This is a genomic window from Listeria sp. PSOL-1, from assembly GCF_902806445.1.
Lineage (GTDB): Bacteria > Bacillota > Bacilli > Lactobacillales > Listeriaceae > Listeria.
In genome coordinates this window covers 758,193-781,090 of sequence record NZ_LR760298.1, presented here as the reverse complement: position 1 = coordinate 781,090, position 22,898 = coordinate 758,193, and the positions used below count along the sequence as shown (strand labels likewise).

Sequence of the window (22,898 nt, the reverse complement as noted above, 5' to 3'; positions counted from 1 at the left end):
TTTTTACTCCTATTTATCTCTAATAAAAGCCGAATTCGCGAGTTAATTAAAGGGAATTCGGCTTTCTTTTTTTATTCTAGAAAATCTCTTAGTTGCTTGCTTCTACTTGGATGGCGCAATTTGCGAAGAGCTTTAGCTTCAATTTGACGAATACGTTCACGAGTGACACCAAAAACACGGCCGACTTCCTCTAATGTACGTGTTCTGCCATCATCAAGGCCAAAACGCAACCGTAAAACGTTTTCTTCACGATCAGTTAGTGTATCTAAAACATCTTCTAACTGTTCTTTTAATAGTTCATAAGCTGCGTGATCAGAAGGAGATGTGGCTTCTTGATCTTCAATAAAGTCTCCTAAATGGGAGTCATCTTCTTCACCAATTGGTGTTTCAAGCGAGACAGGTTCTTGTGCTATTTTTAAAATTTCACGTACTTTCTCTGTAGGGAGGTCCATTTCTTCACCAATCTCTTCAGGAGAAGGATCGCGACCTAAATCTTGTAGTAAAGAACGCTGTACGCGAATTAATTTATTAATCGTTTCGACCATATGGACAGGAATACGAATTGTTCTAGCCTGGTCTGCAATAGCACGGGTGATTGCTTGACGAATCCACCAAGTCGCATAGGTACTAAATTTAAACCCTTTATTAAAGTCAAACTTTTCAACAGCTTTCATTAATCCCATATTTCCTTCTTGAATAAGGTCAAGAAAAAGCATACCACGGCCCACATAACGCTTGGCAATACTTACAACAAGTCGCAAGTTAGCTTCAGCTAAACGGCCCTTTGCTTCAATATCACCTGTTTCGATTCGTTTTGCAAGTTCAATTTCTTCATCAGCACTTAAAAGATTAACGCGTCCAATCTCTTTAAGATACATACGTACTGGATCGTTAATTTTTACACCTGGTGGAACACTCATATCCGTCAAGTCAAATTCTTCATTCTCTTCTTTTACAAGTTCAGTTTCATCAGGATCCTCATCATCATCGCTATAAGTGACTTCTACTCCTGCTTCAGTTAATTGCTCAATGAAATCATCCATTTGCTCAGATTCTACTGTAAAAGGAGCTAATCTGGCAGCAACCCTAGTATATGTCATTATCCCTGTTTTTTTACCTTCTTCGATCAGGGCTTCTTTTACTTGTTCGATTGTTTCTGGGCTTTTTTCTTGTGGCTTATCGCTCATAACCGCCTTTTCCTCCTTCCAAAATACCGCTTCCGGATACATTTGTATACCATACCATCTTTCCGCGGTTTTAAAACGTAACGCATTTAATCAAATTGTTTATTCATAAGCTTTCGCTGTAACTCGATAATCTGTGTTGTGATCCGTGTAACATCCTCTTTATCATCGTGTGGATCACAAGCTTGCAGTTCTTTTTTTAGCTGCTTTAATTTAATTTCCAATTTGAATTTTTTTAAACCATGAATATAATCTTGATATTCTGCTAACCCTTGTTCAACTGGGGAATCAATCATCTCAAGACTTGAGACTAAATTCTTTAATTCAGCATCTCGTAAATAGTCTATCAGGCGAAAAACATCGGCCTTATTATCTTCTGCATAGAAACCTATCAAATGCGTGTAAAGCGCTTGATACTCATCATGATAAAATTCCTCGCTGCCAAGCATTTCTTGAATTTGCCAAAAAGCTTCCCGACTTTCGATCATTATTTTCATCAATTGTTGCTCAGAAACGACATGTGCTTCTAGCTTCTTCTTTGGAACTGCAAAAGAAGCAGTAGCTGTGATTCGTTGATCTTCTGGTGGAATCATTCCAGCAAATGGATCGAACTGTGGCTTCTTTTTAAAAAACCCCATCAGCTGTTCTTTTAAAGCGTCAATCGTTAAATCAAATTCGCTTGCAAGCTGTTTTAAATAAATTTCACGATGGGTCGCTTGGCTTAGCTCGGCAATTTCTTTTAAAGCTTGATCAATATAGCTTAATTGTTCAGTTTCATTTTGCAAATTATGGTTCCGACGTAGATAAAGAAGCTTGAATGCTGTCCACGTCAAACGCATGTGGTCATATACTTCTTTAAACTTTTCTCCACTATTTGCTTTGATGTATTCATCTGGATCTTTTCCATTTGGTAATTGTAAAACAAAGATTTCCATTGAACTTTTTTCACGGATCATTTGTCCAGCACGATAAGCAGCTTCAATTCCAGCCTGGTCCCCATCGTAACAGATCACAACACAATTCGTTATCCGACGAATGAGCGCGACATGTTCCTCTGTCAAACTGGTCCCCATCGAAGCAACACCATTTTTAAGATCTACGCCAAATACAGAAATCACATCCATAAATCCTTCTAGTAAAAGGATTTCTTCTTTCTTACGGATCGCTTGCCTACCTTCTGAAAAATGGTATAGTAGCTTTCGCTTGTTAAACAGCGGCGTTTCTGGGCTATTTAAATATTTAGGTCCCTGATCTTGCTCAAATGCTCTCCCAGAAAAGCCTACCAGCTGGCCTCGATCGTTCGTAATTGGAAACATAATTCTCCCACGAAAACGATCAATCAATGTGCCATCTTCTCTCCTTGAAAGTAAACCACTCTTTTCAGCAAGATCCAAATCAGCGCCGCGCTTTTCTAAGAAGGATGTAATCGTCATATGGTGCTGAGGTGAAAAACCAATTTGAAACGCTGTCATCATCTTTTCCGACATACCACGTTCTTTTAAATAGTTAAATGCTTTCAGGCCTTCGTCTGTTTCCATGAGTAGGTAATGGTAAAGCTTAGCTACAAGTTGATGCAATTCAATCATCTTTATTGTGTCGCTCGCTTCTTGCTCAAAGCCTGAATTAAGCTCTAAGCCAGAAGATTGCTCGGGTAGTAAAACTTCAATATGGCTAAATTCTGCTACTTTTTTGACAGCTTCTACAAAGCTTAAATGATCATGTTCCATCAAAAATGAAAAAACATTACCACCTTTCCCACAGCCAAAACAGTGGAAAATCTGTTTTTCAGGTGAAACAGAAAAAGAGGGCGTTTTCTCACCATGAAACGGACAAAGACCAATATAATTGCGCCCTTGTTTTTTTAGCTGAACATAACTACCAATAACATCAATAATATCTGTTTCCGCTCGGACTCTTTCAATGGTTTCTTCTGGAATCCGTCTCACATGTGTTAACCTCCTTTTGCTTATTTGCAATAAATGCTTTTAAATGCAAATAAAAGCGTTGGTTATCTACTGCTGTCATTTTGCTTGGTCCTTTGCTGTAGTGTCCGCTGCGTCTTGCTTTTGCATTTTGATGGCGAATATCGAGGAGGCGCTCAATTTCTCGCTCTTGATATTTTTCACCACGATTGGAAAACACATCACACTTTGCAAGAAGCATGCTAGAAAGACCGATATCCTGCGTAATAACGATATCACCATAGTTCGCCGTTGATACGATTTTAAGATCTGCAGCTTCTTTATTTGTATCGACAAAAAGCCACCGTTCTTTGCCTCGGTTTACACTAAAATGATTATATGAAGCGACATAAATGACATCTAACTGAAATTCTTCAGCAAGTTGATTAATTTCAGCTTTCACAGGACAAGCATCTGCATCAACAATAAGCCTGAACATGATTATCACTCCTTTGCTGCACACAAATCAAAAAACGAGTCGAAACCCGTTTTAAAACGAAGAGACTATTTTTTGCTTATTCTATCCACAATGAAAATTCTATTTTCGAGTAAAAATCATTGCCATAATATATATATTCGCCATAAAATAGAAAACTCCTTCTATAATTCTAAATTTTCATCAACAATTTCTCCTATGCGAATTAAAATCTCATTCGCTGTTTCTTCAATAGCCTTATTCGTTACATCTAAAACAAAACAGCCCAATTTATCCGTTAGTTTTTTAAAAAAGATCAGCTCTTCATCAATACGCATATGACTAGAGTAAGTCCCATCTCCATTTAAGCCAATAGAAATTAATCGTTCTGAACGAATTTGATTTAATTTTTTTTTGCTGATTTTAAGTCCAATGATTTTATTTGGATCAATTTGGAATAATTCATCTGGTACGTTTGCTTCTGGAACGATAGGAACATTAGCAATTTTCAGCCCCCTGAGTGCCAAATACTGGGAAAGCGGTGTCTTTGAAGTACGCGAAATCCCAATAAGGACATAATCTGCTTGCAAAATCCCCCGTGGGTTACGGCCATCATCATTTTCAACAGCAAATTCAATGGCCGCCACCTTATTAAAGTAAGCTTCGTCGAGTGAACGAACTTTTCCAGGTTCAGAAAGTGGCTTAATTTTATACGTTTGTTCCAGTTGAGCTAAAAGCGGACCAAATAAATCGATAATTGGCACACCAAAATCTGAAGCCGTCTTATTTAGTACTTCACGAACTTCTTCAAGCACAATCGTATGAACAATAATCCCGTTATTGACCGCTACTAAATCAACAATTTCTTCAATCATTTCTGGTGAATCAATATGATGAAAACGATGGATAAACTTCGGCGTTTGACCAAACTGGCTTAATGCAGCACGAGTGACAAGTTCGGCCGTTTCCCCGGTAGAATCAGAGACAACATAAACAGCGGGTTGTGTCACTTTCATTCTCCTCTCTATAAAAAGCAGGAATTCACTTTAAATGTCTTCCTGCTTCTTCGCTTTATTTTACATTAATTTCATTGACTTGAGCAAATTCCCTAATCATCGATCCAAGCTCGAATAAAAGAGCTAAACGGTTGTTTCGAATGGCATCATCATCACTCATAACAAGTGTATTTTCAAAGTATTCATCAATGACCGGTCGTAAATTGATAAAAGCTTTAAGGCGCTCACTAGCTTTCATGGATGAATAGACTTGCTTTAATTCTTTTGCTGCAGTAAACAATTTTTGTTCTGCATCATTTTCAAATAAAGTAGGATCCGTGATAACTCCGGCCTGATGTTTTCTAGCAATATTGAGGACGCGCGTTAAAGACTCGATTGTTGGTCTAAACCAATCATCTGCTTTATGTTCATTCAAAAGGTTCGCTCGCTCGATTAACTGTGGTATTTTATTTGGATTACCAGCAACGACAGCATCGATAATATCTGCCCGGATTTTTTTATCCTGCAAGATAACACGTAGTCTGTTTTGAATAAAGTGTGAGATTTCTTGATATACATCTTCAGTAGAAAAATGACCAAAACCGCCATCTTGCTCTAAATGAATAATTTCTTTTAGGATTTCCATAAGTGGTAAATTCCAATTGTTTGCTTGAATAATACGCAAAATCCCTAATGAATTGCGTCGTAAACCAAATGGATCTGCTGAACCAGAAGGCGTAATACCAATACAAAAGAAACTAACGAGTGTCTCTAACTTATCAGAAATGGCAAGTAAACGACCTAAGTCACTTGCTGGCAAAGCACTCTCTACTGAAATAGGAAGATAATGTTCACGAATGGCTTGAGCAATGTCTACTTTTTCGCCTTGGAGGATAGCATATTTCTCCCCCATAATCCCTTGAAGTTCAGGAAATTCTCCAACAATATTCGTCACTAAATCAAACTTATAAATTGCTGTTACTCGTTTAATATCTGATTCATTTAAATCTAAGTTAAGATGCTTTTGTATAAGTAATGCCACTTTTTGAACGCGTTCCATTTTATCCGTTAATGTTCCTAATTTTTCATGAAAAACAATTTGGTCTAACTTTTGAACGGCATCATCAATGTTTATTTTTAAGTCTTCTTGATAGAAAAAGTCGGCGTCCGACAATCGGGCTCGTAATACCTTCTCGTTCCCACGCTGAACAGTTGCTAAATAGTTGTGATCACCATTTCTAACTGTAATAAAGTGGTCTAACAGCGCTCCTTGTTCATTAAATACTGGGAAATAACGCTGATGTTCTTTCATTGTTGTAATGAGGATTTCTTCTGGTAATTCAAGATATTTTTTTTCAAAATTACCGGCTAAAACAGTTGGATATTCAACTAAATTAGTAACCTCTTCTAGCAACTCTTCGTCAATTGGTATCGTCCAACCTTCTTTATGAGCAACTTCTTTTATTTGATTCGTAATCGCTTCTTTTCTTTCAACGCCTGAACAAATGACAAACTGCTCGAGTAAACGTTCTTGATAATCATTTGGTGAAGAAATAACGGTATCTTGTCCAAGAAAACGATGCCCTCTACTTATATTCCCAGTTTGAACGTTTGTGATGTTAAAAGGAATAACCTCTTCTCCGTACAAGGCAACAAGCCATTTAATGGGGCGAAGATAACGCAATTCATTCGCTCCCCAGTGCATGCTAATCGGAAATGTCATGTCTGTAATTATTTTTTTTATTTCTAACAATAAATTAGTTGTGCTTTCGCCTTTCATTTCCTTATTGATATAAATGTATTCTATACCCTTTATATCGCGAAAAGTAAAATCATCTGGATCAACCCCTTGGCTTCTTGCAAAGCCAAGAGCAGCTTTTGACCAATTACCGGCATCATCTAATGCAATTTTTTTGGCGGGGCCTTTTGCTTCTTCTTTTGAATCTGCTTGTTTTTCTGCTAAATCTTTAATCACAACTGCTAAACGACGAGGCGTCGAATAGTTGATCACTTCTTGATACGCTAATTTTTTTTCTTTAAGCCACTCGGTAACGCGTAATTTTAGTTGTTCGCTTGAAGCCGTTACGTATTTCGCTGGCATTTCTTCTAAGCCAATTTCAAGCAAAAAATCTTTACTCATGATCTGTCACCTCCTGTTTTTTTAAAAGTGGGAAGTTGAGTTTTTCTCGTTCTTCATAGAAAGTTTTAGCAATTTTACGAGCGAGTTTACGGATTCTACCAATGTATTGCGCTCGTTCTGTTACTGAAACTACCCCTTTTGCATCGAGTAAGTTAAAGGTGTGCGAGCATTTTAAAACATAATCATACGCAGGAAAAACAAGTCCTTCTTCCATTTGGTTTTTAGCTTCACGCTCGTACGTATCAAATAAACCAAGTAACATCTCTGTACTGGATGTTTCAAATGCGTATTTTGAATGCTCATATTCTGCTTGATAAAAAATATCACGGTAACTTAATTGGTCCGTCCATGCCAAATCAAATACATTTTCTTTATCTTGGATATAACTTGCTAAGCGCTCTACGCCGTATGTGATTTCTGATGTGACTGGAAAACATTCTAAGCCGCCTACTTGTTGGAAATAAGTAAACTGCGTAATTTCCATCCCATCAAGCCAAACTTCCCAACCAAGTCCTGCACAACCAAGTGAAGGGTTTTCCCAATTATCTTCTACAAAACGAATATCATGTTCCAGTGGATTAATCCCAATTTCTTCTAAAGAACGTAAATAAAGTTCTTGAATATTATCTGGGGAAGGTTTCATGACCACTTGAAATTGATGATGTTGAAATAAACGGTTAGGATTCTCCCCATAACGTCCATCTGCTGGTCTTCTAGAAGGCTCAACATAACAAGCTCGCCACGGCTCTGGACCGATAGCTTTTAAAAAGGTATAGGGGCTCATTGTACCTGCTCCTTTTTCCACATCATAAGATTGGAGCGTCACACATCCTTGTTTTGACCAGTAATCCTGTAACACGCGAATCATTGTTTGTAAATTCATTTTGACACACCTCCAAAGAAATTAGGCTTTCAAAAGACAAAAAACTCGTCTCTATATGCCTGGATAAACATATAGGGACGAGTTAACTCGCGGTTCCACCCTATTTGGAATTTATGAAAAGCTAAATTCCCACCTTGATTTCGCTATACTCCGGAGTGCCTTCAAAAAAAGATAATAACTCGGCTCTCACTATCCCGAATTCGCTTAAATTAGAGCTCTTTTTTACTACTTTCCATCAACGTACCTATTCTTAATATAACTAAGATACTTCACTTTCCATCATTTGTCAAATGGCTTTTGCTCGTTCTGTAAAAGCCCACTCCACTGATCCATCTTTCTTAAAAACTTGCGACTTTTTAAATACAGACCAGAATTTTCATCGTAATACGTATCAATGGTTTTTTGAAGTAGCACTTTTGTTTCGTCTTTTACGCTAATATTCCCTAACCGATCAAGCTGAAAGATATAAAATAAACGTAGTAATTTCACAACATTTTCTGGAAGATGGAGCCGATAAGGGTCCTTTTCAAAACAGCGATGACAAATGATCCCATTGCTGCGTGTTGAAAAATCGAAATGTCCCTCCACTTGACCACAAATAGCACAACGATCCATGACAGGATATAGCCCAAGCACGTTTAACATCTTCATTTCAAAAATATTGGTCAAAATTTGCGGATCATAGCCCTCATCAATGTCACATAAAATCTGATAAACAAGTTCATATAAATATGGATTTTTTTTGCGCTCTTCTGTTGCTTTATCGAGCAACTCACATACATAGGATGCGTAAGCTGTCAAAAAAATATCCTGATGAATACTAACAAAATTTGTTAAGACGTCACCTTGTTTCAATGCCATAAGTCCTTTCTTATTGCCACTGAAAAAAGTGAATTGCCCATGCGTATAGAGTTGCGTAACAGCAGCTAGTCGGCTTCGTGTTTTCTTAGCCCCGCGTGCAACCATACCGATTTTACCTAATTCGCGCGTGTAGAGAACGACAATTTTATCTGCTTCTTTGTAGCTAGATTGCTTAATAACAATTCCTTCACATTTATCCATGTCGCTTCAACTCCTGCACGTAATATATCAGATTTTTTTATGAAGATTTCAATATTCGTCTTTGTTAAAACCATAATCCTGCAAGTAATGTTCTTTGTCTCGCCAATTTTTCTGGACTTTAACCCAAACTTCAAGAAATACTTTAGAACCTAGCAACAATTCAATTTCTTTTCGAGCGCGCATTCCGATTTGCTTTAGCATTTGTCCTTGTTTGCCGATAATGATCCCCTTTTGTGTTGAACGCTCAACGATAATGGTTGCCATAATTGTCAACTTCTCCGTTTTGCTATTTTTTTCGATACCATCAATGGTAACCGCTACAGAGTGAGGGACTTCTTCACGCGTCAACTCAAGTACTTGTTCACGAATTAACTCTGAAATAATAAATCGTTCAGGGTGATCCGTGATTTGGTCTTTTGGATAATACATTGGTCCTTCTTCTAACTTAGCCGTCGTCTCGCCTAAAAGTTGCTCTACATTATTTCCCTCAAGTGCAGAAATAGGCATGATTTCAGCAAAATCTAAATGCTCCTTATATTGAACAATTAATTCTAGTAACTTTTCGGGTGAAACAAGATCAATTTTATTAATGAGTAAAAAAACAGGAGTGTTCACATTTTTTAACTTCTCAATGATAAATTCATCCCCACGGCCAAATCCACTACTTGCATCAATAACAAAATAAATTAAATCTACTTCACGAAAAGTGTTCAACGCTACTTTGACCATAAAATCGCCAAGTTTATGCTTTGGCTTATGAATACCAGGTGTATCAATGAAAACGACTTGGGCTTGCTCTGTTGTATAGACACCTTGCACTTTATTTCTAGTCGTCTGTGCTTTATCGCTCATAATCGCAATTTTTTGTCCGATAATACGATTCAATAACGTTGATTTACCGACATTTGGGCGGCCCACAATCGCAACAAAACCCGATTTAAATTTTTCATTCATTTATCCATATCCTCCGCTTTAAAAGCCCCAGGTAAAAGCTTGCCAACGGTCACTTCTACTTGATCTCCTTTTAGATTCGTCAAAACAACAGGCATGTCTGCATCACAAAATTCACTAATCACTTGTCTACAAGCTCCACAAGGTGAGACAGGATCTTCTGTGTCTGCTACAATCACCAATTTAGTAAAATCACGTTTTCCTTCTGAGACAGCTTTAAAAATAGCTGTTCTTTCTGCACAATTCGTTAAACCAAACGAAGCATTTTCAATATTAGCCCCAAGAACAACCTCGCCTGATTTAGTAACAAGCGCTGCTCCTACAGGGAAATGAGAATATGGCACATACGCATATTCACGTGCCTGTTTTGCTAAAGAGATGATATCATTTTGTTTCATTGTTCATTACTCCATTCTTTATTTACTAAAATACATATGGGATAAAAATGATTAAGCCAATAATAACGGAAAAAAGCGAAGCCAAAAGAACAGCCGCTGCTGCCACATCTTTCGCCTTTTTTGCCTCAGGTAAAAATTCTTTCGTCGCTACATCAACTGCTCGCTCAATCGCTGTATTAACTAATTCTAAAGCAATGACTAAACAAATGACTAATAAAAGCAATAACCACTCACTTTTTGTAATATGGAAAAAGAAACCACAAAGGATAACAAAAAGTGTTGCTACAAGATGAAAGCGCATGTTTCTTTCTTCTAAAAAAGCGGTTTTAAATCCATGAATTGCATGACTAAAAGAATCCAAATAACTTTTACTCCGCTTATGCTTTCTATCTTTGTAAACCATAAGCATCCAACACTTCTTTTTGTAATCCGAACATTACTTTTTCTTCTTTTGCTGTCATATGGTCATAACCCAGTAAATGAAGCAACCCATGAACTGCTAAAAAACCAAGCTCTCTTTCTGCTGAATGTCCGTACGCTTCTGCTTGTTCGCTTGCTTTTTCAACGGAGATAATAATATCACCTAAAACTCTTGGGAGGCCCTCATCTTCTTTAAAATGAATGGCTGTTTCACCTTCTACAAGCTCCTCAATGGCAAAAGAAATGACATCAGTCGGTTGGTCTTTTCCACGATAATCCCGGTTAATCGTTTGAATGTGCTCATTATCAGTAAATGTAACCGACATTTCAGTATCCGGTTCTATTTTCAAATGTTCGGCAGCAAATTGTAAAAGATCTTCAACAAATTGATTTGTTTTCGCAGGTAAATGATCGGTTTCATCAATCATATCAATTTCTAAAATGGACATCCGTTCATTCTCCTTTCTTTTCATCAGGATATGGGATTCTTGCGTGATAAATGCCGTTTAATGTTTGATTTAATGTTACGCGAACGGTTTCGATTTGTTTCATCGTTATATCACATTCGCTAAATTGGCCATCCAACATCCGCTCTTTCATAATTTGGTCAACGATTTCTTTCATTTTTTCACTTGTCGGTTGAACACAGGATCTCACTGCTGCTTCAACACTATCAGAGATATTGATAATCGCAGCTTCAACAGTTTGGGGCTTAGGTCCATGATAACGAAAATCCGCTTCTTTCGCATTGGGGTTACGTTCTCTTTCTTTATAATAAAAATACTTAAGTAACGTGGTCCCATGATGTTCAAGCGCGATATCAATCACTGGCTTTGGCATATGATTTTCTTTTAAGATAGCAGCCCCATCTGTCGTATGTGCTAAAATAATATCACGACTTTGCTTCGGTGCTAGGCGTTCATGAGGATTAAGATCATTTAATTGATTCTCAACAAAGTAAGGTGGATGAATTATTTTTCCGATGTCATGATAAAAGCAGCCCACGCGAACAAGTAAGCTATTTGCACCAATTTTATCGGCGCAAGTTTCAGCCAAGTTTGCTACCATCATACTGTGATGATAGGTTCCTGGTGCTTTCATCAGTATTTTTTTTAATAGTGGATGATTAGGATTAGCAAGTTCAATCAAGCGACTAACTGTTAAAAGTCCAAAGATCGCTTCAAAAATTGGTATCAGGCCAATAACCAAAATAAAGGCGCCAAATCCACCTAGAAATGCGTAAGAAAATGAGCTAACCGTCTTCCAAGTAAGCAATGGCGAATTATTAATTAAAAATAATAGCAAAACAAAGCAGCCATTAAGAATACCAGCAACTAAGCCATATTGAACAATTCTTATACGTTTACTATAATCGCGAAGAAGAATGATACTTGCTAAACTGCTAAACAAAATAAAAACAGAGATAATATTATTGGTCGCGCTTGCCGCATCACTTTGGAAAACGAATAAACTCGTTGCTGTAATAAAGATAACACTTAAAAAAGCATATTTTTCATTCAAAAGAACTTTCAAAATAACTGGAGCAAAAGCGGCCGGAAATAAAAAGGCAATATTATTTAAATTAGCATCTTCTAAAAAACGAATCATCGTCAATAATATGAGAACAACAAGATAGACAGATGTAAAGATTAACATTCGTTTGGTCGTTTCAGTTTTTTTCTTTTGCGTTTGGTTTTTTGCAAAAAAGTAAAGTAAACTGAACAAGGCTAAAACAAAAAGCGCATATCCTGCATATTGTTTAATTGGCATTTTTTGATCAAGTAAATGGAGCAAATTGAGCTCTCTATAAGTTTCTTGATCCACAATTTGGCCTTCTTGAACGATGACTTGGCCGTGTAAAATTTTTACTGGAAGAACGGAATTTGCAGCATCCTTACGCCTTTTTTCTGTTTGCTCTTGACTGTATGTTTCATTTGGGACAATAGCATAAGAAATAATGACCTTACTGATATTGCGATAAGTGGAAGAAAGTCCGGAAAGTTCAACGTTGTCACGAGCTTTAATTTTTGCTGTATTTAATTGATCTGGACGGATGCTATTTTCCATTTCATGAGCGAGTTCTGTCGTAATTGTTTTACGCATGGCATCAAGATCTTGCACATTTGCTTCTAGTAGTTTTTGTAAAAGGCGATCATTTAAATTCGTGGTTATGTTTTTAGACACATTATCTGACAATTTAGCTTTCAAAAGCTTGATTTGATCATAAATGGTACTATTTTTTTTATCCGCTGCTTCTTTTTTGACTTCATTGATATAATCAAACAATGAAGAGACTAGAGCTACACGATTTTGGCCTGTTTCCCGGTTAAAAACATAGACATCTTCTACGGCGTTACTAGCTTTTTTCTGTGCTTCATTTGTCTTTTTGGTGTCTTCAATGGTTTGTGGGGAACGGAGGGTTCGCTCAGCAACGGAAAACAACTTCACATTATAAGAGACTGGCTTGGTTAACTCACAGATTAGCAAATAGCTTACAAGCATTAAAACAGCGAGTAACACGCGTAATAATAATTGATTTCCATTGTTTTGATACCAATCATACCATTTATTTGAGATCTTCAAGCTAGATGCACCTACTTACCTTCATAAGCTTTAATAATTTCAGCAACGAGTGGATGACGGACAACATCATGATGTTCAAAGTAAACAAAGCCAATATTTTTCACATCTTTTAGTACTTGTTCAGCGTTAACAAGTCCGCTTATCGCCCCTTTTGGTAAATCGATTTGTGTCATATCGCCATTTATAATCATTTTTGATTCATATCCTAAGCGTGTTAGAAACATTTTCATTTGGGCAATGGTTGTATTTTGAGCTTCATCAAGAATAACAAATGCATTATCTAACGTTCGACCACGCATATAAGCAAGCGGTGCGATTTCAATGACACCTCGATCCATTAGTCTTGTTGTATGCTCAGTCCCTAAAATATCATATAATGCGTCATATACAGGACGTAAATATGGATCGACTTTTTCCTTTAAATCTCCTGGTAAAAAGCCTAAGCTTTCACCTGCTTCAACGGCTGGGCGCGTTAGAATGATTTTGCTAACCTTTCCTTTTTTAAATGCGTCTACTGCCATGACAACTGCTAAATAGGTTTTTCCTGTTCCTGCTGGGCCAACGCCAAAAACAATGTCATATTTCCGCACCAATTGCATATATTCCCTTTGGCCAAATGTTTTAGGTCGGATGGGTGTGCCTTTAGCATTTTTGGTGATCTCATCTTCAAATAGCGCTGGAAAATAAATAAGTGTGCCATTTTTTTCCATTTTTGTTGCTTGCGTGACGTCTCGTCCATCAATATGGATGCCTTTTTCTACTACATCAATAAGTGCTAAAATAACTCGCTTTGCTTTTTTCACGGCTTCTTCGGTACCCGTTATTGTAATCGCTTCACCTCGAGAAACCAGCTGAACATCTAAGGCTTCTTCAATCACCGCAATATTTGTATCGTTGTTGCCAAATAAGTCGCGAGCATAAGTAGCATCTCTTAATTCGACAACTTCATTGTAATTTTGCATTGTCTAGCCCCTTCACATCGAATAACTTTTAACTTTATTATACATGAATGGCTTAGTTTATACAAAAAAACTTGATTTATTTTCATAAAAACAAAAAGCCTGAGATAGAATTTCTATCTCAGACTTTTTGTTAAAAGAGTTCTTCAAAACTCGAAATCTTTAACCTCATGAAAGATATTGTTTTACAAATTGATTGACAGCATTCCCGTCTGCTTTGCCTTTTACTTTAGGCATAATTGCTGACATAACTTTGCCAAAATCGGCTTTAGATGTCGCTCCAACTTCTTTAATCGTTGTTTGAACGATTTTCTCTAGTTCATCATTTGAAAGTTGTTTAGGTGAATATTCGCTAACGATAACCATTTCAGAGCGAACTTTTGTAACTAGATCTTCACGACCTGCTTTTTCAAATTCATCTAAAGAATCACGACGCTGTTTCATTTCACGTGCAAGAACAGTCACTTCATCTTCTGGTGTCAGTACACCGCCCAATTTTATGGCTTCGTTTTGTAGAGCTGCTTTTAACATGCGGATGACAGAAAGCCGTTCTTTCTCTTTATTCCGCATAGCTTGCTTCATATCTTCATTTAGCTTATCAAGCAGTGTCAATGAAATCATCGCCTTTATCAATTAAAATTTACGTTTTCTAGCTGCTTCTGATTTTTTCTTGCGTTTTACGCTTGGTTTTTCATAAAATTCGCGCTTTCTCGATTCTTGCAAAGTTCCATTCTTAGAAACAGTGCGTTTAAAGCGACGAAGAGCATCTTCAAGCGATTCGTTTTTACGAACTACTGTTTTTGACATCTCTCTTTCCCTCCCTCCGACACTTACATGGACTAGTGAAGGGCCTTACAACACTTTAAAATTCTTAATCGAATTCCAAAACGATCAGACAACTATTCACTCACTAAAAATTATATACGAAAGACTAACAAGCGTCAACACGAAATCGTCACTTTTTTGTCAAAGATTCAATTCAAAATGAAAAGATGTTGCAGCAAGCAAATAAAGTGGTGCGGTTTCTGTGCGTAAAATACGTGGCCCAAGTCCTACAAAAAGGGCACCACCTTGCTGCATTTGCTCAAGTTCAAGCTGGCCAATACCGCCTTCTGGTCCAAATAAACACAATAGTTTTTGTCCAGGCGTTATTTTGTTAAAAAGTTTAGCGAGTTCTTGTTTTTCATTTGCTCGAGCACTTTCCTCGTAGGCACAAATTACATAATCATAGTTTTGAAAATCTTTCACTAAGTTTTCAAAATGTGGGTAAAAACAAACAGTTGGTACAAAAAGCCGATGGGATTGTTCTGCTGCTTCTTTAGCGATTTTTGTTAATCTAGCTAATTTTTTATCACTTTTTTTGCTTTCCCATTTTGAAACAGAGCGCTCAGCTGCAAAAGTAATAAAATGAGCAGCTCCAAGCTCTGTTCCTTTTTGGACAATCCATTCAAGTTTATCGCCTTTTGGGAGGCCGCTTGCAATGGTTATTTCAATAGGAAGCTCCACTTCACTCGTTAAAGTTTCACCTAACGTAAGCGTCACTGTATTAGAGCCTACCTCATTAATTGTAGCTAATCTCACCACTTGATCAGTACCAACTAAAATCACTTGTTCTTCCGGCTTCATACGCATCACATGAATGATATGATGATGATCTGCACCACCGATTTTAACATGTCTTCCCTCGGCTAAATTTTCCTCAACAAAATAACGCTGCATGGTTAAACTTCACCTCGTCTAGCAAGAATCATTACCCAGTCGCCTTGTTGTTCTTGTTTAATTACCGTAAGCCCTGCTTTACTTAACACTTCAGATACCGCTTTAGCTTTTTCTAAAATAATACCAGATGCGATAAAAAGTGCTCCTGGCTTTAACGTGTGATAAACATCGTTTGGAAACAAAAGAATCACCTCAGCCAAAATATTAGCCACAATGATATCAGCTTTCTGGTCAATGCCTTTTAACAAATCATTTTGTTTAAGTTCTATCTTTTTAGCAACGTGATTTTGCTTGATATTTTCACTAGCTGCGCGAACTGCTACTTCATCTAAATCTAATGCTAACACGCTTTTTGCTCCAAGCTTTACGCTTAAAATGCTTAAAACACCGCTTCCCGTTCCAACGTCAATAATAAAATCATCTGCTTGCACATATTTTTCGAGTGCGCGCATACAAAGTTGAGTTGTCGGGTGAGTTCCTGTTCCAAAGGCCATACCTGGATCAAGCTCAATGATTAGTTCGCCTTCTTGTGCTACATAATCTTCCCACGTTGGTACGACTGTAATCTGCTCACTGATTTGTACTGGATGATAGTATTTTTTCCAGGCAGTCGCCCATTCTTCGTCATTCACTTCATGAACAAAAAACGCTAGATTCCCTAAATCGATATCAAATGTTGTGAGGTTTCGGATTGCAGCTTCCATTTCAGGTAAAGTATTCAAAAAATCGGCATTTGTTAAAAAGTAAGCGCGGATAATCACGCCATCTTCTGGATAGTCTTCACGATCTAATGCATAAATTTCACCAAACTTGTCTTCATGTTCTTTAAAAAAATCAGCGACATCAATTATTGCTACACCACTTGCCCCGTATTCTGTTAACAAATTAGCGATCGGCTCGATGGCTTCATTGATCGAATGAATTTCAACTTCAGACCATTCCATATTTTCTCCTCATTTCCTTATGTAAAAAGCCGAATGAGGTTCTATACTAAAACATCATTCGACTTCTCATTAGTCGCCTTTAAACGCTTTTTTCATTTTATCAAAAAAACTAGAGGTTTGCTCATCAACCTTATCGCCTGTTGTGGAAGCAAATTCGCGCAGTAAATCTTTTTGCTTGTCATCAAGTTTTTTTGGTACAATTACTTTAACAGCAACGTGCTGATCGCCTGTTCCATTACCTCTAAGGCGCGGCACACCTTTACCACGAAGTCTGAAATTTGTACCTGTTTGTGTACCACTAGGGATTTTCAAGCGTATTTTCCCATGAACTGTTGGAACATCAATTTCATCCCCTAAAGCTGCTTGCACAAATGTAAGCGGCACTTCAACAAAGATGTCATCGCCTTCACGTTCGAAAAATTCATCGGGCTGCACGACAAAAACAACGTATAAATCGCCGTTTGGACCGCCATTAAGGCCAGCCTCGCCTTCACCAGCAACGCGCATTTGTTGTCCATCATTGACACCTGCTGGCACTTTAAGTTTAATTTTTTTCTTTTTCGTTACGCGCCCTGATCCATGGCAAGTTGGGCATTTTTCTTTAATTTCTTTTCCAGTACCATGGCAATATTCACATGTTCGTTTATTAACAATTCTACCAAATGGTGTATTTTGTTCAACATTAATCGTGCCTTTACCACCACAATGCGAACAAGTAACAGGATTTGTACCCGGCTTGGCTCCAGATCCATGACAAGTCTCACAGTTTTCTTCACGTGGGATTTCAATTTCAGTTTCTTTGCCAAAAATAGCGTCTCTAAATTTAAGGCGCATTGTATACTGAAGATCATTTCCCTGACGTGGGGCATTTGGGTCTTGTCGGCCACCACCACCGCCAAAAAATGTATCAAAAATATCTTCAAATCCAGAAAAGCCACCACTAGAAAAGCCGCCAGAGAACCCTCCGCCACCACCAAATTGATTGGGATCAACGTGACCATATTGATCATACTGTGCGCGTTTATTTTCATCGCTTAGCACTTCATAGGCTTCAGAGATTTCTTTAAACTTATCAGCTGCATTTTCTTCTTTATTAATATCCGGATGGTACTCTTTAGAGAGCTTGCGATATGCTTTTTTTATTTCATCTGCAGTGGCGCTTTTAGAGATGCCCAATACTTCATAGTAATCACGTTTTGCCATCCGCCATCACTCCGATCGTTTATTTATTCTTAGGTATTGTAACATAATTTATTAAAACTTGATATCCAGTAAAGAGAACTTGAAGATAGACGAAATAAATCGGCGACAAGCACTCGCATTTAAGGATTTTAGCAGTCTTCTGGTTACACCTACAAATCGTGCGCTATCCGCTAAACTCTTGACATACGATTGCTTGTCGCTCGTTTTATTTTGTTTATGCTCCAAATCCTTGGTTAAACTCTTTATTTTTTATCTTTATCATCGTCATTAATTTCTTCAAATTCAGCATCGACTACATCTTCACTACCATCAGCTGCTTTTTGTTCTGGATTTTCACCTTGTTTTGCTTGCTCAGCCGCAGCTTGTTCGTAAAGTTTTACAGAAAGATTTTGCGCGATTTCATTTAATGCATCTGTTTTTTCTTTAATTGCATCAAAATCTTCGCCTTTTAGGGCTTCTGTAAGCTCATCACGAGCAGTTTCTGCTTTTTTAACTTCTTCCGCATCAACTTTTCCTTCAAGCTCTTTAAGTGTTTTTTCTACTGAAAAGACAAGTTGATCTGCATTGTTCCGAAGTTCAGCATTTTCTTTTGTTTTCTTATCTTCTTCAGCATTTGCTTCTGCATCTTTCACCATTTTTTCGATTTCTTCGTCGGTTAGGCCTGAAGAGGATTTGATGACGATATTTTGTTCTTTACCTGTGCCAAGGTCTTTTGCACGAACCGTTACAATCCCATTTTTGTCAATATCAAAAGATACTTCGATTTGCGGAACGCCACGTGGTGCTGGTGGAATATCGGCAAGTTGGAAACGACCCAGTGTTTTGTTATCTTTAGACATTGGACGCTCACCTTGTAAGACATGAATATCAACGGCTGGTTGATTATCAGCTGCTGTTGAGAACGTTTGTGATTTAGACGTTGGAATGGTTGTATTACGATCAATTAATACAGTCATAACGCCACCCATTGTTTCAATACCAAGCGAAAGTGGTGTTACGTCAAGTAAAACAACATCTGTCACGTCTCCTGTAATCACGCCGCCTTGAATTGCAGCTCCCATTGCTACTACTTCATCAGGGTTAACCCCGCGGTGAGGTTCTTTTCCAAGTTCTTTTGTAATGGCTTCTTGTACAGCTGGAATACGTGTTGATCCCCCGACAAGAATAACTTGATCAATATCTTTAGCAGAAAGTGAAGCATCTTTTAAAGCTCTACGCGTTGGTTCAAGTGTACGTTCTACTAAATCGTGTGTTAATTCATCAAATTTAGCACGTGTTAAATTGACTTCTAAATGAAGGGGGCCTGCTTCACCTGCAGTAATAAATGGTAACGATATTTGCGTGCTTGTTACACCAGAAAGATCTTTTTTAGCTTTTTCAGCAGCATCTTTTAGACGTTGTAATGCCATTTTATCTTTAGAAAGGTCGATGCCATTTTCTTTTTTAAATTCAGCGACCAAATAGTCGATGATTTTTTGGTCAAAATCATCACCACCAAGCTGGTTATCACCAGCTGTTGAATGAACCTCAAAGACACCATCACCAAGCTCTAAGATGGACACATCAAAAGTTCCGCCTCCAAGGTCAAATACAAGGATGGTATGATCGGTATCTGTTTTATCTAAACCATAAGCTAAAGCTGCAGCAGTTGGTTCGTTGATGATACGCTCCACTTCAAGTCCAGCAATTTTACCGGCATCTTTTGTTGCTTGACGTTCAGCATCATTGAAATATGCTGGAACAGTGATTACTGCTTTATCAACTTTTTCACCAAGATAATCTTCAGCATAATTTTTTAAATACTGTAAAATGATCGCACTGATTTCTTGGGGAGTATAGTCTTTATCTTCCACGTTTACTTTATAGTCTGTACCCATATGACGTTTGATGGAAGAGATTGTATTTGGGTTCGTGATTGCTGCACGTTTTGCTACTTCACCTACTTGACGTTCACCATTTTTAAAGGCAACAACAGATGGTGTTGTGCGTGCGCCTTCTGGATTAGGGATGATTTTTGCTTCTCCACCTTCAAGTACTGAAACAGCTGAATTTGTTGTTCCTAAGTCAATACCAATTATTTTACTCATAATTAAAATTCCTCCTGTTAACTTGCTTTAAAATTATTTATTTACTTTAACCATGGATGGGCGGATCACCCGATCTTTAATTTTATAACCTTTCTGTAGTTCCGCAGTAATGACATTGCTTTCTTTTGATTCATCTTGATCCTGCATAATAGCTTGATGATAATTAGGATCAAACGTTTCATCTAGTGCTGAAATTGCTTCAATTCCTTCTTTTTCAAAAGCGGTCAAAATTTGCTTATAAGCCATATCCACACCTTTTAGGATGGAAACAATTTCTTCATTTTCTGACGTTGTAGCAAGTGCCTTTTCAAAACTGTCTAGAGCAGGTAACAAATCTGCTGCTAAACTTTGTGAACGATATTTTAACATCGCTTCTCGTTCAGCCACATTCCTTTTGCGAACATTTTCAAAATCGGCTTGCAAGCGTAGATAGCGATTCTCCGCTTCTTCTAGCTTTGCTTCAAGTTCAGCCCATTTTTTTTCATCAGCTTCAAGATTTGCTTCTTGCTCAAAGCCCGCTTCCACTTCAGATTGCTCTTCGCTCGCTTCTTTTTCAATTTCTTGCTCTAATTTTGCTTCTTTATCTTTATTTTCAGCCATAAAAGTCACCTCCTGAAAAAATAGTTATTTTTTCAGTCCTTTCTAATTTTGTTTATCCTGATACAATCTAGTCAAAATTGAAGTAAGATCTCGGCTAAAGACATCTACAAGTCCTAACATTCGGCTGTATTCCATCCTTGTTGGGCCAAGTAAAATGATGCCGCCAACACGATTTTCCGCAATTTGATAAGTGGCTGACACAATGCTCAAGTCATTCAGTAACGTATTATTTAGTTCTTGACCAATTTTCACTTGAAGTCCATCAGGCATCGCTCGAAATAGCTCATGTAAGCTTTCTTCTTCTTCCATCAACCTAAAAAGACTACGAATCTTATTCACATCATGAAATTCAGGTTGATTTAAGATGTTCGTTTTCCCGCCAAAATAAATTTTTTCTTGGCTAGCGTGGCGAAAAGCACTTTGAAGAACTTGGCCAAGCAGTTCAAAATTATCAATATGCTGATTTAACAGTGCCTCAACTTCAAGTGGAATTTGCTTACTAAGGTCATCCAGTGACAAGCCAACTAATCGATCATTCAAAATATTCACCATACGCTCTACATCAGCAAGTGTTGTTCCCTTCGCAAGTGACACTAAGTGATTATCAACATGCCCTTGATTAGTGATTAAAACAAGCATAGCTTGCGTTTCACTAATTGGAACAAAACGAAAACCACTCAACTTATTCGAGCGCGATTCTGGACCGAGCAAAATCGAAGTGTAACTAGTAAGTTCTGAAAGCATCGAAGCCGAATTTTGGATCAATTGTTCTATCTCAAAATAATTCGTTGAAAAAAATGATTGAATCGTTTCTTTGTCCTGCTTAGTTAGTGCTTCTGGATGAAGCAAGTAATCCACATAGAAACGGTATCCTTTCTCAGAAGGAACTCGTCCAGATGACGAGTGCATTTTTTCAATAAACCCATACGTCTCAAGCACGCTCATCTCATTACGAATCGTGGCAGAACTGTACGGTAGCGAACTTTCCTTCAATAGATTTTTTGAACCAACTGGCTCAACTGTCCAAGTGAAATGATCGATAATGGCTTTGAAAATCTGAAGCTGTCTTTCAGTTAACATATCTATCACCTCTTTTTAGCACTTGAAGTATCCGAGTGCTAAATACAATTATAAATTTACCAAACATATCACACTTCGTCAACTGAAAACACTTATTTTCAGCCTAAAGTTTGATATGTTTGGTCAAAATTAGTCAATATAGCGATTTTAGAGAAATTCGCGAAAGACATTATTTCCTAAAAAACGTCCTTTTCTTGTTAAAGCAATATGCTCATGATCGTTTATAAGCAAGCCTTGTCCAGATGTCTTCTCAATCGCTTCTTGAAATACCTGATCCATTGGCTTTCCAAATTTATGAAGAAAATGAATTTTATTCACACCAGAAACCTTGCGCAAACCAAGAAATACTTCTTCTTCCATCTCTTCTTTTAGTGATAATTGTTTCGTTTCAAATGTCGGTAATTGCAATGTTTTAAGCGGCTCCATGTAACGGCGCAATGGACCATGGTTACTGTAACGCATATCTTCTAAATAGCCATGTGCTCCCGCACCAAAGCCGAAATAATGTTCATTACTCCAGTAAACTAAGTTATGCCTACTCTCATAACCAGGCTTGGCAAAATTACTAATCTCGTATTGTTTTTTACCATGCCGCTCCATTGTTTCCATAAGATAATCATACATGCTAGCCTCAGCTTCTTGGCTTGGCAAAATAAGTGTACCTTTTTGCATTAAATTATAAAAAATGGTTTTTGGTTCAACAATTAATGAATAAGCAGAATAATGGGGTAAATCAAGCGCTAATGCTTTTTGTAACGTATTTTGAAAATCCACTTCGGTTTGTTTTGGTAAACCAAAAATTAAATCAATACTTATATTATCAAATCCCACTTTTTTCGCGTGTTCAATTGACTGATAAACATCTTTTACTTTATGGACACGGCCTATTTGTTTTAATAAATCATTATTAAAACTCTGCACTCCTATGCTTAAGCGGTTTACGCCTTGTGCTTTCATTGTTGTTAATTTTTCAATAGATAAATCGCCAGGATTGGCTTCAAAAGAAAATTCAACGTCCACTGTCAATGGGAAAATTCTTCTTATTGCACTGCATAATTTAACAATCTGCCTCTCGTTTAATGTAGTGGGTGTTCCTCCACCTACAAAAACAGTTTGTACAGGAGAAAGCACACGATTTTTTGTTGCCAGCTCCATTTCAGTAATAAGGAGATCCACATACTCATCCACAGGCTGTCCTTCAAGAAAAACTTTATTAAAATCACAATAATAACAAATATGCTCACAAAAAGGGATGTGAATATAAACTGCTGTCACGCGGAGTATTCCTTCTTTCTAAAAAAGTTGCTGGTTATT

Annotated in this window: 22 protein-coding genes; all 22 read right to left on the bottom strand. The window is 37.5% G+C overall.

The genetic code is table 11. The annotated features are described in order from the left end of the window. Positions 1 to 71 precede the first annotated feature (71 nt). The gene (rpoD, locus tag G6Q10_RS03870) at positions 72 to 1,187 is read right to left on the bottom strand and encodes an RNA polymerase sigma factor RpoD (RefSeq protein WP_163653092.1); all 1,116 of its coding nucleotides are present in this window, start codon (positions 1,185 to 1,187) and stop codon (positions 72 to 74) included. A gap of 86 nt (positions 1,188 to 1,273) precedes the next feature. Further along, complete coding sequence (gene dnaG, locus G6Q10_RS03865; RefSeq protein ID WP_163653089.1) at positions 1,274 to 3,130, bottom strand: DNA primase; 1,857 nt, start codon at positions 3,128 to 3,130, stop codon at positions 1,274 to 1,276. Next, positions 3,102 to 3,584: a YaiI/YqxD family protein gene (locus G6Q10_RS03860; protein WP_163653086.1), complete on the bottom strand. Its 483-nt coding sequence runs from the start codon at positions 3,582 to 3,584 to the stop codon at positions 3,102 to 3,104. The genes dnaG and G6Q10_RS03860 overlap by 29 nt, the downstream gene beginning before the upstream one ends. Before the next feature lie 161 nt (positions 3,585 to 3,745). Further along, a complete protein-coding gene (locus G6Q10_RS03855; RefSeq protein ID WP_163655713.1) occupies positions 3,746 to 4,570 on the bottom strand; it encodes a pyruvate, water dikinase regulatory protein in 825 nt (274 codons plus the stop codon). Between the two features lie 61 nt (positions 4,571 to 4,631). Next, on the bottom strand, positions 4,632 to 6,695 hold the full coding sequence (gene glyS, locus G6Q10_RS03850) for a glycine--tRNA ligase subunit beta (RefSeq protein WP_163653083.1): 2,064 nt from the start codon (positions 6,693 to 6,695) through the stop codon (positions 4,632 to 4,634). Beyond that, entirely contained in the window at positions 6,688 to 7,578 is an 891-nt protein-coding gene (gene glyQ / locus G6Q10_RS03845) for a glycine--tRNA ligase subunit alpha (RefSeq protein WP_163653081.1), read from the bottom strand. Before glyQ ends, glyS begins: the two co-directional genes overlap by 8 nt. A 279-nt stretch (positions 7,579 to 7,857) precedes the next feature. Further along, positions 7,858 to 8,640 carry a DNA repair protein RecO gene (gene recO / locus G6Q10_RS03840; RefSeq protein WP_163653079.1) on the bottom strand — a complete coding sequence of 261 codons (783 nt, stop codon included), beginning with the start codon at positions 8,638 to 8,640 and terminating at the stop codon, positions 7,858 to 7,860. A gap of 48 nt (positions 8,641 to 8,688) precedes the next feature. Then, the gene (gene era, locus G6Q10_RS03835) at positions 8,689 to 9,594 is read right to left on the bottom strand and encodes a GTPase Era (protein WP_163653077.1); all 906 of its coding nucleotides are present in this window, start codon (positions 9,592 to 9,594) and stop codon (positions 8,689 to 8,691) included. After that, positions 9,591 to 9,989 carry a cytidine deaminase gene (locus tag G6Q10_RS03830; protein WP_163653075.1) on the bottom strand — a complete coding sequence of 133 codons (399 nt, stop codon included), beginning with the start codon at positions 9,987 to 9,989 and terminating at the stop codon, positions 9,591 to 9,593. Before G6Q10_RS03830 ends, era begins: the two co-directional genes overlap by 4 nt. A gap of 25 nt (positions 9,990 to 10,014) precedes the next feature. Continuing rightward, entirely contained in the window at positions 10,015 to 10,398 is a 384-nt protein-coding gene (locus G6Q10_RS03825; protein ID WP_163653073.1) for a diacylglycerol kinase family protein, read from the bottom strand. After that, positions 10,376 to 10,858, bottom strand: coding sequence for an rRNA maturation RNase YbeY (ybeY, locus tag G6Q10_RS03820; RefSeq protein WP_163653071.1), 483 nt, complete (start codon positions 10,856 to 10,858; stop codon positions 10,376 to 10,378). The genes G6Q10_RS03825 and ybeY overlap by 23 nt, the downstream gene beginning before the upstream one ends. Before the next feature lie 4 nt (positions 10,859 to 10,862). After that, the gene (locus tag G6Q10_RS03815; RefSeq protein ID WP_163653069.1) at positions 10,863 to 12,992 is read right to left on the bottom strand and encodes an HD family phosphohydrolase; all 2,130 of its coding nucleotides are present in this window, start codon (positions 12,990 to 12,992) and stop codon (positions 10,863 to 10,865) included. 11 nt (positions 12,993 to 13,003) lie between these two features. Continuing rightward, on the bottom strand, positions 13,004 to 13,954 hold the full coding sequence (locus G6Q10_RS03810) for a PhoH family protein (RefSeq protein ID WP_163653066.1): 951 nt from the start codon (positions 13,952 to 13,954) through the stop codon (positions 13,004 to 13,006). Between the two features lie 165 nt (positions 13,955 to 14,119). Continuing rightward, entirely contained in the window at positions 14,120 to 14,563 is a 444-nt protein-coding gene (locus tag G6Q10_RS03805) for a GatB/YqeY domain-containing protein (protein WP_163653063.1), read from the bottom strand. Positions 14,564 to 14,584: 21 nt separating this feature from the next. Then, positions 14,585 to 14,758 carry a 30S ribosomal protein S21 gene (gene rpsU / locus G6Q10_RS03800; RefSeq protein WP_163653060.1) on the bottom strand — a complete coding sequence of 58 codons (174 nt, stop codon included), beginning with the start codon at positions 14,756 to 14,758 and terminating at the stop codon, positions 14,585 to 14,587. A gap of 159 nt (positions 14,759 to 14,917) precedes the next feature. Then, the gene (locus G6Q10_RS03795) at positions 14,918 to 15,670 is read right to left on the bottom strand and encodes a 16S rRNA (uracil(1498)-N(3))-methyltransferase (RefSeq protein WP_163653057.1); all 753 of its coding nucleotides are present in this window, start codon (positions 15,668 to 15,670) and stop codon (positions 14,918 to 14,920) included. A gap of 2 nt (positions 15,671 to 15,672) precedes the next feature. Further along, a complete protein-coding gene (prmA, locus tag G6Q10_RS03790) occupies positions 15,673 to 16,614 on the bottom strand; it encodes a 50S ribosomal protein L11 methyltransferase (protein WP_163653055.1) in 942 nt (313 codons plus the stop codon). 69 nt (positions 16,615 to 16,683) lie between these two features. After that, a complete protein-coding gene (gene dnaJ / locus G6Q10_RS03785) occupies positions 16,684 to 17,817 on the bottom strand; it encodes a molecular chaperone DnaJ (protein WP_163653052.1) in 1,134 nt (377 codons plus the stop codon). A gap of 242 nt (positions 17,818 to 18,059) precedes the next feature. Then, positions 18,060 to 19,904, bottom strand: a complete 1,845-nt coding sequence (dnaK, locus tag G6Q10_RS03780; RefSeq protein WP_163653049.1) for a molecular chaperone DnaK — start codon at positions 19,902 to 19,904, stop codon at positions 18,060 to 18,062. A 33-nt stretch (positions 19,905 to 19,937) separates the two neighbouring features. Then, positions 19,938 to 20,504 (bottom strand): nucleotide exchange factor GrpE, encoded by a 567-nt coding sequence (gene grpE, locus G6Q10_RS03775; RefSeq protein WP_163653046.1) that lies wholly within the window; start codon positions 20,502 to 20,504, stop codon positions 19,938 to 19,940. Between the two features lie 42 nt (positions 20,505 to 20,546). Further along, on the bottom strand, positions 20,547 to 21,584 hold the full coding sequence (hrcA, locus tag G6Q10_RS03770) for a heat-inducible transcriptional repressor HrcA (protein ID WP_163653043.1): 1,038 nt from the start codon (positions 21,582 to 21,584) through the stop codon (positions 20,547 to 20,549). A 147-nt stretch (positions 21,585 to 21,731) separates the two neighbouring features. Continuing rightward, positions 21,732 to 22,859: a radical SAM family heme chaperone HemW gene (gene hemW / locus G6Q10_RS03765; RefSeq protein ID WP_163653040.1), complete on the bottom strand. Its 1,128-nt coding sequence runs from the start codon at positions 22,857 to 22,859 to the stop codon at positions 21,732 to 21,734. Between the last annotated feature and the right edge of the window lie 39 nt (positions 22,860 to 22,898).

What these genes read in the sequence shown, in the direction of transcription:
- grpE (WP_163653046.1), bottom strand. Translation starts at nt 20,504, where the DNA reads ATGGCTGAAAATAAAGATAAAGAAGCAAAATTAGAGCAAGAAATTGAA.
- G6Q10_RS03860 (WP_163653086.1), bottom strand. Translation starts at nt 3,584, where the DNA reads ATGTTCAGGCTTATTGTTGATGCAGATGCTTGTCCTGTGAAAGCTGAA.
- rpoD (WP_163653092.1), bottom strand. Translation starts at nt 1,187, where the DNA reads ATGAGCGATAAGCCACAAGAAAAAAGCCCAGAAACAATCGAACAAGTA.
- rpsU (WP_163653060.1), bottom strand. Translation starts at nt 14,758, where the DNA reads ATGTCAAAAACAGTAGTTCGTAAAAACGAATCGCTTGAAGATGCTCTT.
- hrcA (WP_163653043.1), bottom strand. Translation starts at nt 21,584, where the DNA reads ATGTTAACTGAAAGACAGCTTCAGATTTTCAAAGCCATTATCGATCAT.
- era (WP_163653077.1), bottom strand. Translation starts at nt 9,594, where the DNA reads ATGAATGAAAAATTTAAATCGGGTTTTGTTGCGATTGTGGGCCGCCCA.
- G6Q10_RS03795 (WP_163653057.1), bottom strand. Translation starts at nt 15,670, where the DNA reads ATGCAGCGTTATTTTGTTGAGGAAAATTTAGCCGAGGGAAGACATGTT.
- ybeY (WP_163653071.1), bottom strand. Translation starts at nt 10,858, where the DNA reads ATGTCCATTTTAGAAATTGATATGATTGATGAAACCGATCATTTACCT.
- G6Q10_RS03810 (WP_163653066.1), bottom strand. Translation starts at nt 13,954, where the DNA reads ATGCAAAATTACAATGAAGTTGTCGAATTAAGAGATGCTACTTATGCT.
- G6Q10_RS03830 (WP_163653075.1), bottom strand. Translation starts at nt 9,989, where the DNA reads ATGAAACAAAATGATATCATCTCTTTAGCAAAACAGGCACGTGAATAT.
- dnaJ (WP_163653052.1), bottom strand. Translation starts at nt 17,817, where the DNA reads ATGGCAAAACGTGATTACTATGAAGTATTGGGCATCTCTAAAAGCGCC.
- G6Q10_RS03825 (WP_163653073.1), bottom strand. Translation starts at nt 10,398, where the DNA reads ATGCTTATGGTTTACAAAGATAGAAAGCATAAGCGGAGTAAAAGTTAT.
- glyQ (WP_163653081.1), bottom strand. Translation starts at nt 7,578, where the DNA reads ATGAATTTACAAACAATGATTCGCGTGTTACAGGATTACTGGTCAAAA.
- recO (WP_163653079.1), bottom strand. Translation starts at nt 8,640, where the DNA reads ATGGATAAATGTGAAGGAATTGTTATTAAGCAATCTAGCTACAAAGAA.
- prmA (WP_163653055.1), bottom strand. Translation starts at nt 16,614, where the DNA reads ATGGAATGGTCTGAAGTTGAAATTCATTCGATCAATGAAGCCATCGAG.
- glyS (WP_163653083.1), bottom strand. Translation starts at nt 6,695, where the DNA reads ATGAGTAAAGATTTTTTGCTTGAAATTGGCTTAGAAGAAATGCCAGCG.
- dnaK (WP_163653049.1), bottom strand. Translation starts at nt 19,904, where the DNA reads ATGAGTAAAATAATTGGTATTGACTTAGGAACAACAAATTCAGCTGTT.